The following is a 16,604-nucleotide window of genomic DNA, read 5'->3' as shown; positions in this document are numbered from 1 at the left end:
TGAATGGTTAGGGGTGAGTGGTTTTACTCCTCACATCTTACTCCTTACACCTCACAACAAAACGAAGGAGCAACCAAATGATTCCCGGTGAGTACAAGTTAAAAGACGGTGATATTGAGCTCTGCGTAGGGCGTGAGCGAATTAACATCGAAGTGGCCAATACCGGCGACCGGCCGATTCAGATCGGCTCTCACTACCACTTTGCCGAAGCCAATCCCGCACTGACCTTTGATCGCGCCAAGGCGCGCGGTTACCGCTTGGACGTGGCCGCAGGCACGGCGATTCGCTTTGAGCCTGGCCAAACCCGTGAAGTCACGCTGATTCCCTATGTGGGCAAGCGGGAAATTTACGGCTTCCGTGGCGATGTGATGGGTGCGCTTGATGGAGGTAAGCAATGAATCCGGTTAACAAGATCAGTCGGCAGGCTTACGCCGATATGTACGGCCCAACGGTAGGCGACCGTGTGCGCCTGGGCGATACCGACCTATGGATTGAAGTCGAAAAAGACGCCACCCACTACGGCGATGAAGTGAAGTTCGGCGGTGGCAAAGTCATCCGCGACGGCATGGGTCAGAGTCAGCGTGCCGACGACACGGTGATGGATACAGTCATCACCAATGCGCTGATTCTAGACTGGTGGGGCATCGTTAAAGCCGATGTGGGCATTCAAAACGGCCGCATCGCCGCGATTGGCAAAGCGGGCAATCCGGACACCCAGCCGGATGTAGAGATCGTGATTGGCCCCGGCACCGAAATCATCGCCGGAGAAGGCAAGATTCTCACCGCAGGCGCCCTGGATGCCCATATCCATTTTGTCTGCCCGCAGCTGGTGGAAGAAGCGCTGATGAGTGGCATTACCACGATGCTCGGCGGCGGCACCGGCCCGGCCACCGGCACTAACGCCACCACCTGCACCCCCGGCGCCTGGCATATTGGCAAAATGCTGCAGGCGGTGGACGATATGCCCATGAACATTGGCTTTCTGGGCAAAGGCAACGCCAGCCTGCCGGAATCTCTGGAACTACAGCTCCAAGCGGGCGCCATGGGCCTCAAGCTCCACGAAGATTGGGGCACCACGCCTGCCTCTATCAATAACTGCCTCAACGTCGCCGATGCTTACGATGTGCAGGTAGCGATCCACACCGACACCCTGAACGAATCGGGCTTTGTGGAAGACACCTTGGCGGCGTTTAATGAGCGCTGCATTCACACCTACCACACCGAAGGCGCGGGTGGCGGGCACGCCCCGGATATCCTCACTGCCTGCTCGAAAGCCTATGTGTTGCCGTCTTCCACCAACCCAACGCGGCCCTACACAGTCAACACTATCGACGAACACCTCGATATGCTGATGGTGTGCCACCACCTCGACCCCAACATTCCAGAAGACGTGGCCTTTGCCGACTCGCGCATTCGCCGCGAAACCATCGCCGCTGAAGATATCCTGCACGATCTGGGCGTGATCTCGATGATCGCCTCAGACTCCCAAGCTATGGGGCGGGTCGGTGAAGTGGTCTGCCGTACCTGGCAAACCGCGCATAAGATGAAGGTACAGCGCGGCCTGCTGCCAGAAGACGAAGCTCTGGGCGCCGATAACTTCCGCGCCAAGCGCTATATCGCCAAGTACACCATTAACCCGGCGATCACCCACGGTATTGCCCATGAAGTAGGCTCTATCGAAGTGGGTAAGCTGGCGGATCTAGTGCTGTGGAAACCGGCCTTTTTCGGCGTAAAACCGGCGATGATGATTAAAGGCGGCATGATTGCGGCGGCGCCCATGGGCGACCCCAACGCCTCGATTCCGACTCCCCAGCCGGTGCACTACCGCTATATGTTTGGTGCATTAGGCCGAGCGGCTAGCCAGACCCGGCTCAGCTTCGTTAGCCAAGCTGCGTTAGACGCTGGCATTAAAGAGACATTAGGCCTCAATAGCCAACTGGCGGCGTGCAAAAACGTACGCCAAGTGCGCAAGCAGGATATGAAGCTCAACGACGCCTGCCCCGATTTAACCGTCGACCCGCAGACCTACGAAGTGCGCTGCGATGGCGAAATTTTAACCTGCGAGCCCGCAACCGACCTGCCGTTGGCTCAGCGTTATCACTTGTTTTGATTGAGCTATTATCCGGGGTGCCGGGGGTAGACCTACGAGAGGGCGCTGTGAATACGTCCGTGTACGCTACTTTTGCCATCCATGGCAAAAGACCCTCTCTACGGCCTACCCCCGGCACAGCCGCAACGAGCGAGAAAGGACGCTAGTCATGCTAAAACTAATAGAACGTTTAGGGCCGATAGAGGAGAGCGCTGCCAGCGACACGCTGACTCTACCTTTCGAGCTACGCATCCGCGGACGCTTAAAAACGCAAAGCGATAATGGCCGTGAACTGGGACTGTTTCTGGATCGCGGCCCGGTGCTGCGCAGCGGTGAAGGCCTGAAAGCCGAAAGTGGCGAAGTCGTGCGCGTATGCGCGGCAGTAGAGCCGGTGGTTACCGCGCGAGTGAGTGCTGGCTTACCGCTGGCGCGGCTTGCTTACCACTTAGGCAACCGTCATGTTCAATTAGCGCTGGGTGAAGACGAAAAAGGCGCTTGGGTGCGCTTTCCGCCAGACCACGTGCTGGAAGAGCTCGCCGAACTGCTGGGTGCCGAACTAGAGCACCACAACGCCACCTTCGACCCAGAGCCCGGCGCCTATAACCAAGTGGGCGGCGGGCATTCCCATTCACACGGTCATGGCCATTCCCACGACCATGGGCATTCTCACGACCACGACCACGACCACGACCACGCACATGAGCACCACCATGCCCACTGATTCAGCCGCGCTAGAAAGCCAAAGCGATGAGTTGGCGCTGCTAGGCTTAATGCAACTGGTCAGCCCTGCGCTACCCATCGGTGCTTTTGCCTTCTCCCAAGGCCTGGAAAGCGCCTTTGAGCTGGACTGGGTGCGCGATGAGGCAAGCCTAGCCGAGTGGCTAAATGGCGTCTTGGAAGATGGCCTAACCCGCTGCGAACTGCCGGTGCTAGCGCGGCTGCATGAAGCATTTGACCAGGCGGACAGCCAATCAATCGCAGCCTGGGACGAGTGGCTGGCTGCCACGCGGGAAACTGCTGAGTTAGCCGGTGAAGATAGCCGCCTGGGCGCTTCGCTAAAACGCCTGCTGGCCAGCTTGGATCTATTACCCAAAGATGAACAGCCAAGTGAGGACTCACTACTGCCCTTGCTTGCGCCATTATTACCACCTAAGCCTGGCTATGTGACGTTGTTTGCCTATACGGCGCATGCCCGCGGCGTATCCGTTCGACAAACCTTGCTGGGCTTTGCCTGGGCGTGGCTGGAGAACCAACTGGCGGTGGCCTGCAAAGCACTGCCGCTAGGCCACACCGCTGCCCAGCGGGTGATTGAGCAATTGCGGCCAGCCTTAGTCGATGCCGTTAATCAGGCGCTGACACTAGATGACGACGAACTTGGCCCCGTGCTGCCCGGCTTAGCCCTGGCAAGCGCCTTACACGAAACCCAGTATTCACGACTGTTTAGAAGTTAGGAGACTTTTATCATGACGCACTGTTTACGTATTGGTGTGGGTGGCCCAGTAGGGTCTGGCAAAACCGCACTACTCAAGCAGCTCTGTTTAGCGCTGCGGGATTACTACGATATCGCCGTGGTCACCAATGACATCTACACCCGCGAAGATGCCGACTTTTTGCTTAAGCACGATGCCCTGCCTGCGGATCGTATTCTTGGCGTAGAGACCGGCGGCTGCCCGCATACTGCGATCCGCGAAGACGCCTCCATGAATCTGGCGGCCATTGATGAATTACAGGCGCGGCACCCGAAGCTGGAACTGGTGATGGTCGAGTCTGGCGGCGACAACCTCTCGGCAACCTTCAGCCCCGAGCTTTCCGATCTCACGCTCTACGTGATCGACGTCTCCGCCGGCGACAAAATCCCCCGCAAAGGTGGCCCCGGTATCACCAAATCTGACCTGCTGATCATCAACAAGATCGACATCGCCGAGCAGGTACACGCGTCGTTAGACATCATGGAGCGCGATTCCAAGAAAATGCGCGGCGAACGGCCCTTTGTGTTTACCAACCTGTATGACGGGGTGGGGCTGGAAGAGATCATCCGCTTTATTCTCGATAAAGGGATGCTTGATGAGCGGCGCCCAAAGGCTGCAGCGACCGCAAGCTAACGTCAATCGACCCGCGTAATCGGCTGGCGATTTGGATCGACGTACCAGGGCAAGCCAAGGCGGGTATTGCGTTCCAGTTCGGCAATCACCTGGGCGCCGAGCAGTAAAATGATGGCGCCCACTTCCAGGCTAATCAGCACGATCACCAGCGTGGCCAGCGAACCGTAGACGGCGTTCACGAACGACAGGTTGGCGAAATAGTAGACCAGTAACAGTCGAACTCCCTCCCACATTAGGGCCGCGACAAAGCCGCCTACGATTGCCCGGCGTAAAGCGATACGCACCACCGGCAGGACTTTGTAGATAGCGCTGAAGAGTAGAAAAACGCCGATGAAGCTGGCTAGGTTAAGCACTGGCTCTGACAACCCAGCCAAGGGCAGCTCTCGGTCGAAAATGGCCATGACCAGCGCATTCAGCGAACTGGCCAGGGTGACCACTAGCGTGAGCACCATAAGCGCCGCCCCGAGTACCACCATAAAGGCATAAGGCAGCAGCACTGACACCCAGACGCTGCGCTTGATATGCGGGCTATCCGGCGCATGGAAAATAATCGCTAAAGCGTCTTCGAGCATACGAAAGGCGAAGGAGCTGAACAGTAACAGGACAGGAAAGCTCAGAATGCCGATCACATCTCGGGATTCCAGCAGGCTGCGCACGGCCTCAACCAAGACCTCGGCGTGGGCAGGCGCCATATGGCGTGCTTGTATCGACAGGACATTGAGAAGGTGCTGCTGATCTACCACCTGGGTTAATAGCACCACCAGTACGGCGAAAAGTGGCACAATAGAGAGCAGAATATTGTAGCCCACGCCGCCAGCAAGCAAGATACCGTGATTTTTTAGGAAATTGCCTAATACACGCCAGGTAAAGTGAGCCAGCCGAGGGAGCAGGAGCAAGATAGCGCTAAAAAATGAGGGGTTTTGAACCATGCTTGCCATTCTCCTTGTGCGCAAGGGTTTGTACGAAAAGTCGGCGAGCGAGCGCAGGCAGTTTTCGTACAAAGCCTAGAGCCATGATACGCCTATGGTGCTAGCAAGTAACAAGGGCAAAGAACAAGAAACACAGGAATGGACGGGTCGGGGTTCAGATGAAGGGAAGCCCAAAAAACAAAAAGGTCGCCCTGACCAGGCGGTAGGAAGGTCAGGGCAACCGAAGATTGTGGTTAAGCGACTTGCTTAAAAACGGGCCGTCCTTGGCCACCACACCCCAACATTGGACGTTTACTCAAGCAATAACCTTAACTCAGGTTATGAACCTAATTATTAATTGCTAATTAACTGAAAATTAAGCAGAAAAAACCAGTGAAATGGTTAAAGTTTGTACATTTCAGGTCGATAGGGCCCCTATAACTACTAAAAATTCTCCACTCAAGACTGACTCTGGAACTTGCTCACAAATGGCCACTTCTTCTCCCAAACGAGCCCTTGGTTTACAAACCAAGGTGCTGATGCTTGTACTGCTCCCCCTTCTGTTAGTAACGGTTGCGCTGGTCGGCTTTAAAGCCTATAGCAACGCCCAAGACACCCGCGATACCTTGGCAAATCAGCGTGAAATGCTGATTGAAGAGCGCCGCAACGCGGTGCGCGATATCGTCCAAATGGCGACGTCTGCGATCGAGCCCATTTACGAACAAGCCGGTGCCAACGATGAGGCCGCCAAACAGCGGGTGGCCGAACTGGTGCGTTCCATGCGCTTTGAAGACAACAACTACATCTTCATCTACGACTATGACGGTAACAATATCGTCACGGCGCCTGCACCGGAGCGTGAAGGCACCAACATGATCGATGCGCAAACCCCCGATGGCACTTACCTGATTCGCGAGATCATTAAGCTCGCCCAGAGCGGCGGTGGCTTCTACAGCTATATGTGGGATTACCCAGGTACCAACCGAATTGAACCCAAGCACTCCTTCGTTGACCGCCTGGAAAAATGGGACTGGCTCATTGGTGCAGGGGTTTACGTTACCGATGCTGACGACGCCATTGCCGAGCTTGAAGCGGCGGCTGCCGCCGATTTGCGCCAAGGCATTATATTTGCCTCCCTTTTGGGGCTGGGTCTATTTGTAGTGATTGCGCTGATCGCATATGCCTTGGTGCGCCGCACGCTGGGGCCAATCAAGCGTACTACCGCGGCGATGCAAGACATCGCCCAGGGACGTGGTGACTTAACCCGTCGCTTGGCAGTTGAAAGCGGCGACGAAATTGGCGAGCTTGGCGTTCAGTTCAATGCCTTTGTGGCGAGGATGCAGAATACACTGCGCGATGTGCGCCGCAGTACGCTTAGCGTGCACCAGGCGGCGGGGGAGATCTCACAAAGCTCTGATGAACTCGCCACCCGCACCGAACAGGCAGCGGCTAACCTGCAGCAAACCTCGGCTTCCATGGAAGAGATCACCTCGACGGTTAATCACAGCGCCGACAACGCCCAGCAGGCCAATACGCTGGTGCTTTCCACCGCTGACGTGGCCCGCGAAGGTGAGACCTCGATGGAGCAGGTTGAGAGCACCATGCGCGATATTAACGACTCCGCATCGCGCATTAGTGATATTATCAGCATGATCGATTCAATTGCCTTCCAGACCAATATTCTAGCGCTCAACGCCTCAGTGGAAGCTGCACGGGCGGGTGAGCATGGCCGTGGCTTTGCCGTGGTGGCGCAAGAGGTGCGGGTGCTGGCCAGCCGTTCGAGCGATGCTTCCAAAGAGATTCGTGCCCTTATCGATACGTCTGTTCAGCACACTGAATCGGGCGCGAAGCTGGTGCGTAGCGCGGGCGACACCATGCGTGAGATTGTCTCCAGCGTGGCGAAAGTCACCGACGTAATCGGTGAGATCACCGCGGGCGCTAAAGAGCAGAGCAGCGGTATCGGCCAGATCAACACCGCCGTGGCCGAAATGGACACCATGACCCAGCAGAACGCCGCCATGGTGCAAGAGTCGACCACCGCCGCTGCCAATATGCGCCGCCATGCGGAGCACCTGAATCAGCTAATCAACTCCTTTGTACTCGGCGAAGACGAGCCACAGCATCAGGCGCTAGCCTCTCCGGCGCCTCAGCAGCGTGGCAGCGATAGCGCCATGAAGCGTCCTGCGCTTTCATCCCACGCCTCATCACAGCCCTCTTCAAAGCCCTCACCGGCGAAGCATGCCGCAGATGAGTGGGAAGAGTTCTAACGCTGATGATCAGTGCTGGTGATATCAGCACTTATGAACGATGGGATCGAGTAGGAAGGGGAGTTGCCTCCCCTGTCCTCTCACACCACCGGGCACCGAAGCGTCGGACCGACGGTTTCGTACCACGGCGGTTCATGAAGAACGCTTGAGCCATCTTACCGTATCGAGTATCGAGATTAGGCCCTGATCGTAGAACCGTTTCCTCGGCAGAGCCTGATTCATGTGCGAAGCCCCGGCATTCCACCAGGGGCCTCGACCGTTCCCCGCCGATTTCCAGGCACGGTGCCTGTCTATGCCCAGCCCTTTTAACTTCCGGCGCCGAGTTGCTGGGCGTTTCCATTGCCGCCAGATCAGGCCGCGTAAGCGGCGGCGTATCCATTGATCCAGCGCTTCCAGCGGGCGCTTTACATCAACGAGGTCAAAGTAGTTGGCCCAACCCCGCAGGACGGGTTCCAACCCCTTGATCACTCGCTGGATGTGACGCCCCCTCCCACGCTTCAGGATCTCACGGACACGCTGCATCATTCGCTTCAGGCTGCTCTTGGCTAGCGTCAGTTTCGACTGCTTGTGCCGAGTAAGACTGTAGCCCAGATAGCCGCGTTTCCATGGCCGATCCACCGCACTTTTCGTGCGGCTGACCGTCAGCCGAAGTGAGCTCTCGAGATACTCACTCAAGCTTTCCATGACACGCTCGCCTGCTCGCCGACTTTTGACATACACCTGCACGTCATCGGCGTAGCGGCAGAAGCGGTGGCCTCGGTGTTCAAGCTCCTTGTCCATGTCGTCCAGCAGGATGTTCGCCAGCAGCGGGCTGAGTGGCCCGCCTTGGGGCGCTCCCTGCCGTCTTGGCGTGGGCAAGCCGTGCTGGAACATGCCCGCCTCCAGATAGCGGCGGATAAGACGCAGCACGCGCTTGTCGTCAACGCGCCGCGCCACCCGTGCCATCAGCAGGTCGTGGTTCACTCGGTCGAAGAAGGCTTCCAGATCAAGGTCGACCACCCAGCGGTGGCCGGCGGTGACGTGGGCCTTCATGGCCGAGACGGCCTGCTTAGCGCTGCGCTTGGGGCGGTAGCCGTAACTCGACGCGGAGAACGCTGGGTCGAAGATCGGCATGAGCACCTGGGACAGCGCTTGCTGGATTAAGCGGTCGGTAACCGTAGGAATGCCAAGCTGCCGCGTCCCACCCTTGGGTTTGGGGATGGCGACGGCTCGGATCGGGCTGGGGTGATACTCATCGGCCAATAGCCGCTCGCGCAGCGTTGACCAGTGCTGCTTTAGGTGGTCAGCCAGTTGATGCACCGTCATGCCATCGACACCCGGTGCGCCCTTGTTGGTGACCACCCGACGGTAAGCTCGCGCCATGTTCTCCGGGTCAACGACCCGTTCCATGAGCGAGGCTGGCTCCGCTTTCGTCCACGATAACGACGCCGGGCTCGTCTCGACGCTCACCGGCTGGGACGCGGAGTGCTGCCCCTGTCCCTCTGGGTGAGTGACGGTATTAGCGTCGGTTTCTGTCTTCATGATCGATCCTCGAGACGTTATCGCCTACTCGCGGTTCTTCATGTTCGGCCCTTGGTGCCGGGGTGAACCGGCACTTACTATGGCCTCGGCTGACGTCTGGTGGTTCATCCCGTCGCCTCTCGACGCCGGTAGCACCGTGGCAGACCACCAGACCTCCCAGGGTAAGACGCGCGACCTTCCCGCTTATGCCTGTCGGATCTACGTTATGGCGTTCCGTGCAAGTACTGGGCTTTGATGATTATAGCCATCTCACCCCGCCATAGCGCCTCGTATCCGCTTCCTGTTCGTCAGGCCAGCGTTTTGCCTCGGGCTGCCTTCAGATTCCCCCTCGCGGGAGACACCCTTGCCGTCGGCTAGCACTTCCCCTTGCCGGGCGTGCAGGGGACTTTCACCCCCAAGTCATCCTGAGGCACCACCCCCAGGAACAGCGCCAGTCAAGGCGCTGCGCGCCATGCCTGGCGCACTATAAAAACGGGGCTTGCCAGATGGCAAGCCCCGTTACGTTAACGCTTATCCGGCATGCCGTTTTGCAAGCCTTTCCGCCAACAGGGTGACGGCCCGCCGCGCCATGGGGGAAAGCTCGCTATCTTCGCATTCCAGTGTCGCCACCAGACGGTGCTTCATTGAACGTGCCCAGAAGGTTTCCAGGTGGTGACAGGTGGCCGCTGCGACCGTTTCTGCATCGCGACCACCCCCCAGGTTAGCGGCGATCTGGTTAGTCATGTGAATCAGGTGGGTATCTTTTTGCAACGACATTGCATGTCTCCTCAGCCGTGGGCAATAGCCGCCGTGAAGGGGCGATGGTAAATCAGATGGCGGCCGGGCCGCGCAAAGCCTGCCAGTAGCAGCCCCGATGTCTGGGCCTGCTCCACCGCGAGCGCCGTGGCCGCCGAAACCGCCACCAGGGCGCCAATACCGGCACTGGCACATTTGTGCACCATCTCGTAGCTGGCGCGGCTGGTGACCAGCGCGAACCCTTCACCGAGGGGAAGGGCCTCGCGGGCAAGGGCACCAATCAATTTGTCCAGCGCGTTATGGCGGCCAACATCTTCGCAGAGCCGTTGGATGCGCCCCTGGGCATCGCACCAGGCGGCACCGTGGCTAGCGCCAGTGGCTGCCTGCAGCGGCTGGTGAGAGGCCAGTTCCTGCAGGGAGCGCTGAATGGCGGCATCGCTAAGTGATGGCGCCATGACAGAGGGGATCGGACGAATGGCCTGCTCCAGGGCTTCGGTGCCGCACAGGCCGCAGCCGGTTCGCCCCGTCAGGCTGCGCCGCCGCTGTTTGAGCTCAGCCATCCGCTGGCTGGCAATGGTGAGGTGAACGGTGAGGCCTTGGGGCGCTTCGTGGATATCCAGGTCGTAGCACTCATCGGTATTTGCCAGGATTCCTTCGGAAAGGCTGAAGCCGAGGGCAAAATCCTCAAGGTCTGCGGGACTTGCCATCATCACCGCATGGGAGATGCCGTTGTAGACCAGTGCCACTGGCCTTTCCAGGGCCAGTAGATCCTCCTGAGTATCGGTGTACCAGCCGTTAGCGCCACGGCGCACCTCCACCGGCTGGCGCGCTACCGCATCGCGGGAGTGGTGGGTGATCATGGCGCCTCCTGATGAGCGTTGGCCAGGTGGTCACGCTGGATCAGGTCGAACGTGCTAAAGCGCTGCTGCCAGGCGGAGGGTTGGCTGACTTTTTCCACCTGCACCGCCGTGACCTTGTACTCCGGGCAGTTGGTGGCCCAGTCCGAGTTGTCCGTCGTGATGACGTTGGCGCCGCTGCCAGGATGGTGGAAGGTGGTGTAGACCACGCCCGGCTGCATGCGCTCGCTGAGCCGTGCGCGCAGTACTGTCTGGCCAGAGCGACTAGTGATGCCCAGCCAGTCGCCGTCACGCACGCCGCGCAGTTCCGCATCTGATGGGTGCAGTTCCAACACGTCTTCATCGTGCCAGCGCTGGTTGTCGGTACGCCGAGTCTGGGCGCCCACGTTGTACTGGCTGAGAATCCGCCCGGTGGTGAGCAGTAGCGGGAAGCGGCGGTTAGCGCGCTCTTCAGTGGCCACGTACTCGGTAATGGCAAAGCGCCCCAGGCCAATGGGGAAGTCAACCTCGTGCATGGTCGGCATGCCCAGCGGGTACTCGGCGTTGCAGGGCCACTGCAGGCTGCCGCGCTCCTCCAGTTTGGCGTAGCTAACGCCCGCGAAGCTTGGCGTCAACTGAGCGATCTCGTCCATGATCTCGGACGGATGGGTGTAGTGCATCGGGTAGCCCAGCGCATTGGCCAGATCCTGGGTGACTTCCCAGTCTTCCTTGCCGGCCACCGGGGGCGTCACCTTGCGTACCCGGTTGATGCGCCGCTCGGCGTTGGTGAAGGTGCCGTTCTTCTCCAGGAAGCTTGAACCGGGCAGCAGCACGTGGGCGAATTTGGCCGTTTCGTTGAGGAAAATGTCCTGCACGATCAGGCAGTCCAGCGACGTGAGTGCCGCCTCGACGTGCTGGGTGTTGGGGTCGGACTGGGCGATATCTTCGCCCTGCACGTAAAGCGCTTTAAAGGTGCCTTCGATGGCAGCGTCGAACATGTTGGGAATGCGCAGCCCCGGCTCGTCGTCGAGTGTCACGCCCCATACGGACTCAAAGCGGCCCCGGGCGATGGGGTCGGCCACGTGTTGGTAGCCCGGCAGCTCGTGAGGGAAGGAGCCCATGTCACACGAACCCTGGACGTTATTCTGGCCGCGCAGCGGGTTCACGCCCACGCCCTCGCGGCCAATATTGCCGGTGGCCAGGGCCAGGTTGGCAATGCCCATCACCATGGTGGAGCCCTGGCTGTGCTCGGTGACGCCCAGGCCGTAGTAGATGGCACCGTTGCCTGCCGAGGCGTAGGTGCGCGCTGCCTGACGCACGGCCTTGGCGGGCACGCCGGTAATGGCTTCGCTGGCCTCCGGGGAGTGGCGCGGTTCAGCAATAAACTCACGCCAGCGGTTATAGGCATCGGTGTCGCAGCGCTTGGCGACAAACGCTTTGTCTTCCAGACCTTCCGTCACCACCACGTGGCCCAGCGCGTTGACCAGCGCCACGTTGGTGCCCGGACGCAGCGGCAGGTGCTGGGCCTCGCCCAGGTGCGGGGTTTTTAACAGATCGATGCGGCGCGGGTCGGCGACGATCAGCTTGGCGCCCTGGCGCAGGCGCTTGCGCATCAGCGAGCCAAACACCGGGTGAGCGTCGGTGGGGTTGGCACCGATGACGATGATTGCGTCGGCCTTCATCACCGAATCAAACGTCTGGGTACCCGCAGATTCGCCCAGCGTGGTTTTCAGGCCGTAGCCGGTGGGCGAGTGGCAGACCCGCGCGCAGGTGTCGGTATTGTTGTTGCCAAACGCCGCGCGGATCAGCTTCTGCACCAGGTAGGTCTCTTCGTTGGTGCAGCGCGATGAGGTAATCCCGCCAATGCTCTCGCGGCCGTGCTCGGCCTGAATTGCTTTCAGGCGGCTGGCGGCAAAGCCGATGGCTTCTTCCCAGCTGACTTCGCGCCAGGGCTGGTCGATGCTGTCGCGAATCATCGGCGTGGTCAGGCGATCCGGATGGGTGGCGTAGCCGAACGCAAAGCGCCCCTTGACGCAGGAGTGGCCGTGATTGGCGTCGCCGCCCTTGTAGGGCACCATGCGCACCAGCTGGTCGCCCTTCATCTGGGCCTCGAACGAGCAGCCTACGCCGCAGTAGGCGCAGGTGGTGACCACGCTGCGATCCGGCACGCCGTGGTCGATCACGCTTTTTTCCATCAGTGTAGCCGTGGGGCAGGCCTGCACGCAGGCGCCACACGAAACGCAGTCCGAGTCCATGAAGGCATTGTTCTGGCCCGCCGACACTTTGGAGTCGAACCCGCGGCCGTCAATGGTCAGGGCGAAGGTGCCCTGCACTTCGTCGCAGGCGCGCACGCAGCGTGAACATAGGATGCACTTGCTGGAATCGAAGCTGAAGTAGGGGTTGGACTCGTCCTTGACAGCGTCCAGATGGTTCTCGCCCGTAAAGCCGTAGCGCACCTCGCGCAGCCCGACGCTGCCGGCCATGTCCTGCAGTTCGCAGTCGCCGTTGGCGGGGCAGGTCAGGCAGTCCAGCGGGTGGTCGGAGATGTACAGCTCCATTACGTTGCGGCGCAGCTTGGCCAGCCGCTCGTTCTGGGTGGTCACCTTCATGCCCTCTGCGACCGGCGTGGTGCAGGCCGCGGGCAGGCCGCGGCGCCCCTCCACCTGCACGGCGCAGAGCCGGCAGGAGCCAAAAGGCTCAAGGCTGTCGGTGGCGCACAGCTTGGGAATGTTGATATCCGCCAGCGCCGCCGCGCGCAGTACCGAGGTGCCCTCCGGCACGCTGATCGTCACGCCGTCGATAGCAAGGCTCACCGAGGCAGTGCCGACGGTTTGGGAAGGGAAGGGCGTACCGAGGTCTTTGCTGTGCTCGGCCTGTTTGGCATGCTGCTTGGGGTCGAAGTGCTGGATCATGATCTGTCTCCGTTCGCCGTCCGCTGGAAGTCGTCGGGGAAGTGTGTGAGCGCGCTTTGCACCGGGAAGGGGGCCATGCCGCCCATGGCGCAGAGCGAGCCATCCACCATCGTTTCGCAAAGATCGCTCAGCAGGGCGAGGTTGGCCTCGCGATTGTCGTTGGCGCGAATGCGGTCAATCACCTCCACGCCCCGGGTTGAGCCGATCCGGCAGGGCGTGCACTTGCCGCAGGACTCCACCTTGCAGAACTCCATCGAAAAGCGCGCCTGCTCGGCCATGTCGACGCTGTCATCGAACATCACCACGCCGCCGTGGCCGACGCCTGCGCCGACCTCGGCGAAGGTTTCGTAATCCAGCGGCATGTCCCACTGGCTCTCGGGCAGGTAGGCGCACAGCGGCCCGCCCACCTGGACGGCGCGCAAGGGCCTGTCGGTGAGCGTGCCGCCGCCGAACTCCTCCATCAGCGTGCGCAGGGTGGTGCCAAAGGCGAGTTCCACCAGACCACCACGCTTGACGTTGCCTGCCAGTTGCAGGGCCAGGGTGCCCCGCGAGCGGCCCATGCCGTGAGTGGCGTAGGCCTCGGCACCTTCGGCCAGAATAAACGGTACGGCGGCCAGCGAGAGCACGTTATTGACCACCGTCGGGCGGCCAAACAACCCTTCGATGGCGGGCAGCGGTGGCTTGAAGCGCACCATGCCGCGCTTGCCTTCCAGGCTTTCGAGTAGCGAGGTTTCCTCACCGCAGATATAGGCCCCGGCGCCGAGGCGGACTTCCAGGTGGAAGGTACGGCCACTGCCGCAAAGGTTGTCGCCCAGGTAACCGGCCTGCTCGGCGCGGGCAATGGCCTCGTCGAGCACCTGCTTGGCCAGTGGGTATTCGGAGCGCAGGTAGATATAGCCCTGGGTTGCCTCAACGGCAAGCCCGGCGATGGTCATGCCTTCGATCAGCATGTAAGGGTCGCACTCCATCGCCAGGCGATCGGCGAAAGTGCCGGAATCGCCCTCGTCGGCATTGCAGACGATATATTTCTGGTCGGCGGGCGTATCGAGCACCGTCTGCCACTTGATGCCGGTCGGGAAGGCGGCCCCGCCGCGCCCGCGCAGGCCCGAGGCTTTGACTTCCTCGACAATGTCCTGTGGCTCGCGCTGCAGCGCTGACGCCAGGCCGCAAAAACCGCTGTGGGCGCGATAGTCGTCAATCGACAACGGGTCGGTGATGCCGATACGCGCGAAGGTCAGGCGCTGCTGCTTGGCAAGGTAGTCAATCTCCTCGGTGGGGCCCAGCGCCAGGGGGTGGCTGACGCTACCCTCGAGCAGGCCGTTGTCGAGCAGCGAGGGCACATCAGCAGGTGTGACCGGCCCGTAGGCGAACCGCCCAATGGGGGTTTCAACTTCCACCAGCGGCTCGAGCCAGGCAAGGCCGCGGGAGCCGTTGCGTACCAGCGCGATTGACTGGCCGCGTGCGGCGGCCTCTCTCATCAGGCGGCTGGCGATCACATCGGCACCCAGTGAAAGCGCGGTGGTATCGCGGGGGACAAAAACGCGAATGCTCATCCCATCACCTCCAGCGGCCGGGTTTGTAGCTCATCCATCAATTCATCGAAGGCTTCCGGCGTGACGCGGCCGCGTATGCTGTCGTCCACGCGGATCGATGGGCCGCAGGCGCAGTTGCCCAGGCAGTAAACGGCTTCGAGGGTGATTTCGCGATCCGGCGTGGTCTGGTGGTAGTCGACCCCCAGGCGTGCCTTGGCGTGGGCTTCGAGCTGGCGCGCCCCTACCGACTGACACGCCTCCGCACGGCAGATCTGCACGACGTGGCGCCCCGGCGGCGTGGTGCGAAAATGGTGGTAGAAGCTGATGACACCGTGCACTTCAGCACGTGTCTGGTTCAGGGCATCGGCGATGATGGGCACCGCTGCCTCGGGGATAAAGCCGATGCGATCCTGAAGGGCGTGGAGGATCGGCAGCAGGGCGCCGGGCTTGTGCTTCAGGGCGTCGACCTCGGCCTGAATTGCCTGGGGCGCCCACTCCTGGGAATGGTTCATGATGCCTTCCTCACGACTGCTTATTATGTTTTAAATATGCACTGCTTTTCATATTTAAAAAGACGTGCATCACGGTGAAGACAAAGCTAGCATCAAGTTATCGACTTAAAAATATGAAATAGTGTGCCTATGAAACGGATCAAGGTAACGCCCACCTGGTGCTTCAGTGATGAAGAGGGGCACCGTCTCGATACCAACCTTCTGCGCTTGCTGGGGGCGGTGCATCGTCATGGCAAGTTGACCCATGCCGCCGAAGAGGCGGGTATTTCCTATCGTCACGCGTGGAATTTACTGCGCCAGGGCGGTGAGTTCTTTGGTGTTTCCCTGGTCGCCATGGCGCGTGGGCGAGGGGCGCAATTATCACCGCTGGGTGAAAAGCTGCTGTGGGCCGAACAACGTGCCACCGCTCGGTTAAGCCCGCAGCTTGATAGCCTGAGCTCAGAGCTGAATCTTGCCATTCAGCAGCACCAGGAAGGGGTGCACCCGGTTCTGCGTCTCCACGCCAGTCACGGTTTTGCGATAGAGCTGCTGCCGCAGCATTTGGGCGAGTTGCAGATTGACCTGCAGTACTGCAGCCCGCTGGAGGCACTGGCGGCCCTTAACCGCAATGGCTGCGACCTGGCGGGCTGTCATCTACCCAGGGGCGCCGTAGGTGAAAAGGCACGGCGTAAATACCGCCAACTACTAAAGCCCCGTTCTCATCGGCTGATAGGGTTTATCGCCCGCCAGCAGGGGTTGATGGTGGCGCCGGGTAACCCATTGGGCATTGATGGCGTTGCAGCGCTGGCCGAAAGGCAGGTCACGTTTATCAACCGTCAGGCATCGTCAGGCACCCGCGAACTGCTGGACAGCCTGCTGGCCGAGGCCGGTATTTCAGCAGCCAACGTGAACGGTTACGAGATTGAGGAGTATACCCACTCTGCGGTAGCGGCCTATGTGGCGGCGGGAATGGCGGATGCAGGTTTTGGTGTCGAAGCGGCCGCGCAGCGGTTCGGGCTTGATTTTGTGCCGCTGGCCACGGAAGACTATTTATTGGCCTGCCACAATCGCTCTTTGAAAGAGCCTAAATTTGCCGACTTTTTGCAAGCGTTGCACAGCGCTTCCTTCCAGGAGGCGGTGCAGCGCCTGCCGGGCTATAGTCCCAGCCAGTGTGGCTGCGTGATCGAGCTTGCCAGCTTTTTATAAGGCTA

General features: G+C 60.2%; 15 protein-coding genes. 8 read left to right on the top strand and 7 right to left on the bottom strand.

The features are described from left to right. Positions 1 to 77: 77 nt before the first annotated feature. From QT231_RS03505 to ureG, 5 genes are all read left to right on the top strand, one after another. A complete protein-coding gene (locus QT231_RS03505) occupies positions 78 to 398 on the top strand; it encodes an urease subunit beta (protein WP_308335548.1) in 321 nt (106 codons plus the stop codon). Then, positions 395 to 2,110: an urease subunit alpha gene (gene ureC / locus QT231_RS03500; RefSeq protein WP_308335547.1), complete on the top strand. Its 1,716-nt coding sequence runs from the start codon at positions 395 to 397 to the stop codon at positions 2,108 to 2,110. The genes QT231_RS03505 and ureC overlap by 4 nt, the downstream gene beginning before the upstream one ends. A 148-nt stretch (positions 2,111 to 2,258) precedes the next feature. Beyond that, positions 2,259 to 2,810, top strand: coding sequence for an urease accessory protein UreE (gene ureE / locus QT231_RS03495; RefSeq protein WP_308335546.1), 552 nt, complete (start codon positions 2,259 to 2,261; stop codon positions 2,808 to 2,810). Continuing rightward, positions 2,800 to 3,540, top strand: coding sequence for an urease accessory protein UreF (locus tag QT231_RS03490; RefSeq protein ID WP_308335545.1), 741 nt, complete (start codon positions 2,800 to 2,802; stop codon positions 3,538 to 3,540). The genes ureE and QT231_RS03490 overlap by 11 nt, the downstream gene beginning before the upstream one ends. A gap of 12 nt (positions 3,541 to 3,552) precedes the next feature. Then, entirely contained in the window at positions 3,553 to 4,191 is a 639-nt protein-coding gene (ureG, locus tag QT231_RS03485; protein ID WP_308335544.1) for an urease accessory protein UreG, read from the top strand. Between the two features lie 2 nt (positions 4,192 to 4,193). Here the strand turns inward: ureG and QT231_RS03480 are convergent, their stop codons facing one another. Then, on the bottom strand, positions 4,194 to 5,120 hold the full coding sequence (locus QT231_RS03480; protein WP_308335543.1) for a YihY/virulence factor BrkB family protein: 927 nt from the start codon (positions 5,118 to 5,120) through the stop codon (positions 4,194 to 4,196). A gap of 467 nt (positions 5,121 to 5,587) precedes the next feature. On the opposite strand from QT231_RS03480, the gene QT231_RS03475 reads away from it, so the two are divergent. Further along, a complete protein-coding gene (locus QT231_RS03475; RefSeq protein WP_308335542.1) occupies positions 5,588 to 7,366 on the top strand; it encodes a methyl-accepting chemotaxis protein in 1,779 nt (592 codons plus the stop codon). Positions 7,367 to 7,498: 132 nt separating this feature from the next. On the opposite strand, the gene ltrA is transcribed toward QT231_RS03475, so the two are convergent. Then, a complete protein-coding gene (gene ltrA / locus QT231_RS03470; RefSeq protein WP_308335541.1) occupies positions 7,499 to 8,887 on the bottom strand; it encodes a group II intron reverse transcriptase/maturase in 1,389 nt (462 codons plus the stop codon). On the opposite strand from ltrA, the gene QT231_RS03465 reads away from it, so the two are divergent. Further along, positions 8,886 to 9,122, top strand: a complete 237-nt coding sequence (locus QT231_RS03465; protein ID WP_308335540.1) for a hypothetical protein — start codon at positions 8,886 to 8,888, stop codon at positions 9,120 to 9,122. The genes ltrA and QT231_RS03465 overlap by 2 nt on opposite strands. A 275-nt stretch (positions 9,123 to 9,397) precedes the next feature. Here QT231_RS03465 and QT231_RS03460 read toward each other — a convergent pair whose 3' ends face one another. From QT231_RS03460 to QT231_RS03440, 5 genes are read right to left on the bottom strand one after another with little or no spacing between them, the layout of a single operon-like run. Further along, positions 9,398 to 9,643: a formate dehydrogenase subunit delta gene (locus QT231_RS03460; RefSeq protein ID WP_308335539.1), complete on the bottom strand. Its 246-nt coding sequence runs from the start codon at positions 9,641 to 9,643 to the stop codon at positions 9,398 to 9,400. Between the two features lie 11 nt (positions 9,644 to 9,654). Then, positions 9,655 to 10,482 carry a formate dehydrogenase accessory sulfurtransferase FdhD gene (gene fdhD, locus QT231_RS03455; protein WP_308335538.1) on the bottom strand — a complete coding sequence of 276 codons (828 nt, stop codon included), beginning with the start codon at positions 10,480 to 10,482 and terminating at the stop codon, positions 9,655 to 9,657. Then, a complete protein-coding gene (fdhF, locus tag QT231_RS03450; RefSeq protein ID WP_308335537.1) occupies positions 10,479 to 13,370 on the bottom strand; it encodes a formate dehydrogenase subunit alpha in 2,892 nt (963 codons plus the stop codon). The genes fdhD and fdhF overlap by 4 nt, the downstream gene beginning before the upstream one ends. Then, positions 13,367 to 14,923, bottom strand: coding sequence for an NADH-ubiquinone oxidoreductase-F iron-sulfur binding region domain-containing protein (locus QT231_RS03445; RefSeq protein ID WP_308335536.1), 1,557 nt, complete (start codon positions 14,921 to 14,923; stop codon positions 13,367 to 13,369). The genes fdhF and QT231_RS03445 overlap by 4 nt, the downstream gene beginning before the upstream one ends. Then, positions 14,920 to 15,414, bottom strand: coding sequence for a formate dehydrogenase subunit gamma (locus QT231_RS03440; protein WP_308335535.1), 495 nt, complete (start codon positions 15,412 to 15,414; stop codon positions 14,920 to 14,922). Before QT231_RS03440 ends, QT231_RS03445 begins: the two co-directional genes overlap by 4 nt. Positions 15,415 to 15,543: 129 nt before the next feature. Between QT231_RS03440 and QT231_RS03435 the strand changes: the two genes are divergently transcribed. Further along, entirely contained in the window at positions 15,544 to 16,599 is a 1,056-nt protein-coding gene (locus QT231_RS03435; RefSeq protein ID WP_308335534.1) for a substrate-binding domain-containing protein, read from the top strand. The last annotated feature ends 5 nt before the right edge of the window (positions 16,600 to 16,604 follow it).

It is taken from the genome of Halomonas sp. SpR1, assembly GCF_031010175.1.
In the GTDB taxonomy this organism is placed as follows: domain Bacteria; phylum Pseudomonadota; class Gammaproteobacteria; order Pseudomonadales; family Halomonadaceae; genus Vreelandella.
The sequence above is the reverse complement of the archived record's forward strand: the minus strand, read 5'-3'. Positions and strand labels throughout refer to the sequence as shown.

What these genes read in the sequence shown, in the direction of transcription:
- QT231_RS03505 (WP_308335548.1), top strand. Translation starts at nt 78, where the DNA reads ATGATTCCCGGTGAGTACAAGTTAAAAGACGGTGATATTGAGCTCTGC.
- ureC (WP_308335547.1), top strand. Translation starts at nt 395, where the DNA reads ATGAATCCGGTTAACAAGATCAGTCGGCAGGCTTACGCCGATATGTAC.
- ureE (WP_308335546.1), top strand. Translation starts at nt 2,259, where the DNA reads ATGCTAAAACTAATAGAACGTTTAGGGCCGATAGAGGAGAGCGCTGCC.
- QT231_RS03490 (WP_308335545.1), top strand. Translation starts at nt 2,800, where the DNA reads ATGCCCACTGATTCAGCCGCGCTAGAAAGCCAAAGCGATGAGTTGGCG.
- ureG (WP_308335544.1), top strand. Translation starts at nt 3,553, where the DNA reads ATGACGCACTGTTTACGTATTGGTGTGGGTGGCCCAGTAGGGTCTGGC.
- QT231_RS03480 (WP_308335543.1), bottom strand. Translation starts at nt 5,120, where the DNA reads ATGGTTCAAAACCCCTCATTTTTTAGCGCTATCTTGCTCCTGCTCCCT.
- QT231_RS03475 (WP_308335542.1), top strand. Translation starts at nt 5,588, where the DNA reads ATGGCCACTTCTTCTCCCAAACGAGCCCTTGGTTTACAAACCAAGGTG.
- QT231_RS03465 (WP_308335540.1), top strand. Translation starts at nt 8,886, where the DNA reads ATGATCGATCCTCGAGACGTTATCGCCTACTCGCGGTTCTTCATGTTC.
- ltrA (WP_308335541.1), bottom strand. Translation starts at nt 8,887, where the DNA reads ATGAAGACAGAAACCGACGCTAATACCGTCACTCACCCAGAGGGACAG.
- QT231_RS03460 (WP_308335539.1), bottom strand. Translation starts at nt 9,643, where the DNA reads ATGTCGTTGCAAAAAGATACCCACCTGATTCACATGACTAACCAGATC.
- fdhD (WP_308335538.1), bottom strand. Translation starts at nt 10,482, where the DNA reads ATGATCACCCACCACTCCCGCGATGCGGTAGCGCGCCAGCCGGTGGAG.
- fdhF (WP_308335537.1), bottom strand. Translation starts at nt 13,370, where the DNA reads ATGATCCAGCACTTCGACCCCAAGCAGCATGCCAAACAGGCCGAGCAC.
- QT231_RS03445 (WP_308335536.1), bottom strand. Translation starts at nt 14,923, where the DNA reads ATGAGCATTCGCGTTTTTGTCCCCCGCGATACCACCGCGCTTTCACTG.
- QT231_RS03440 (WP_308335535.1), bottom strand. Translation starts at nt 15,414, where the DNA reads ATGAACCATTCCCAGGAGTGGGCGCCCCAGGCAATTCAGGCCGAGGTC.
- QT231_RS03435 (WP_308335534.1), top strand. Translation starts at nt 15,544, where the DNA reads ATGAAACGGATCAAGGTAACGCCCACCTGGTGCTTCAGTGATGAAGAG.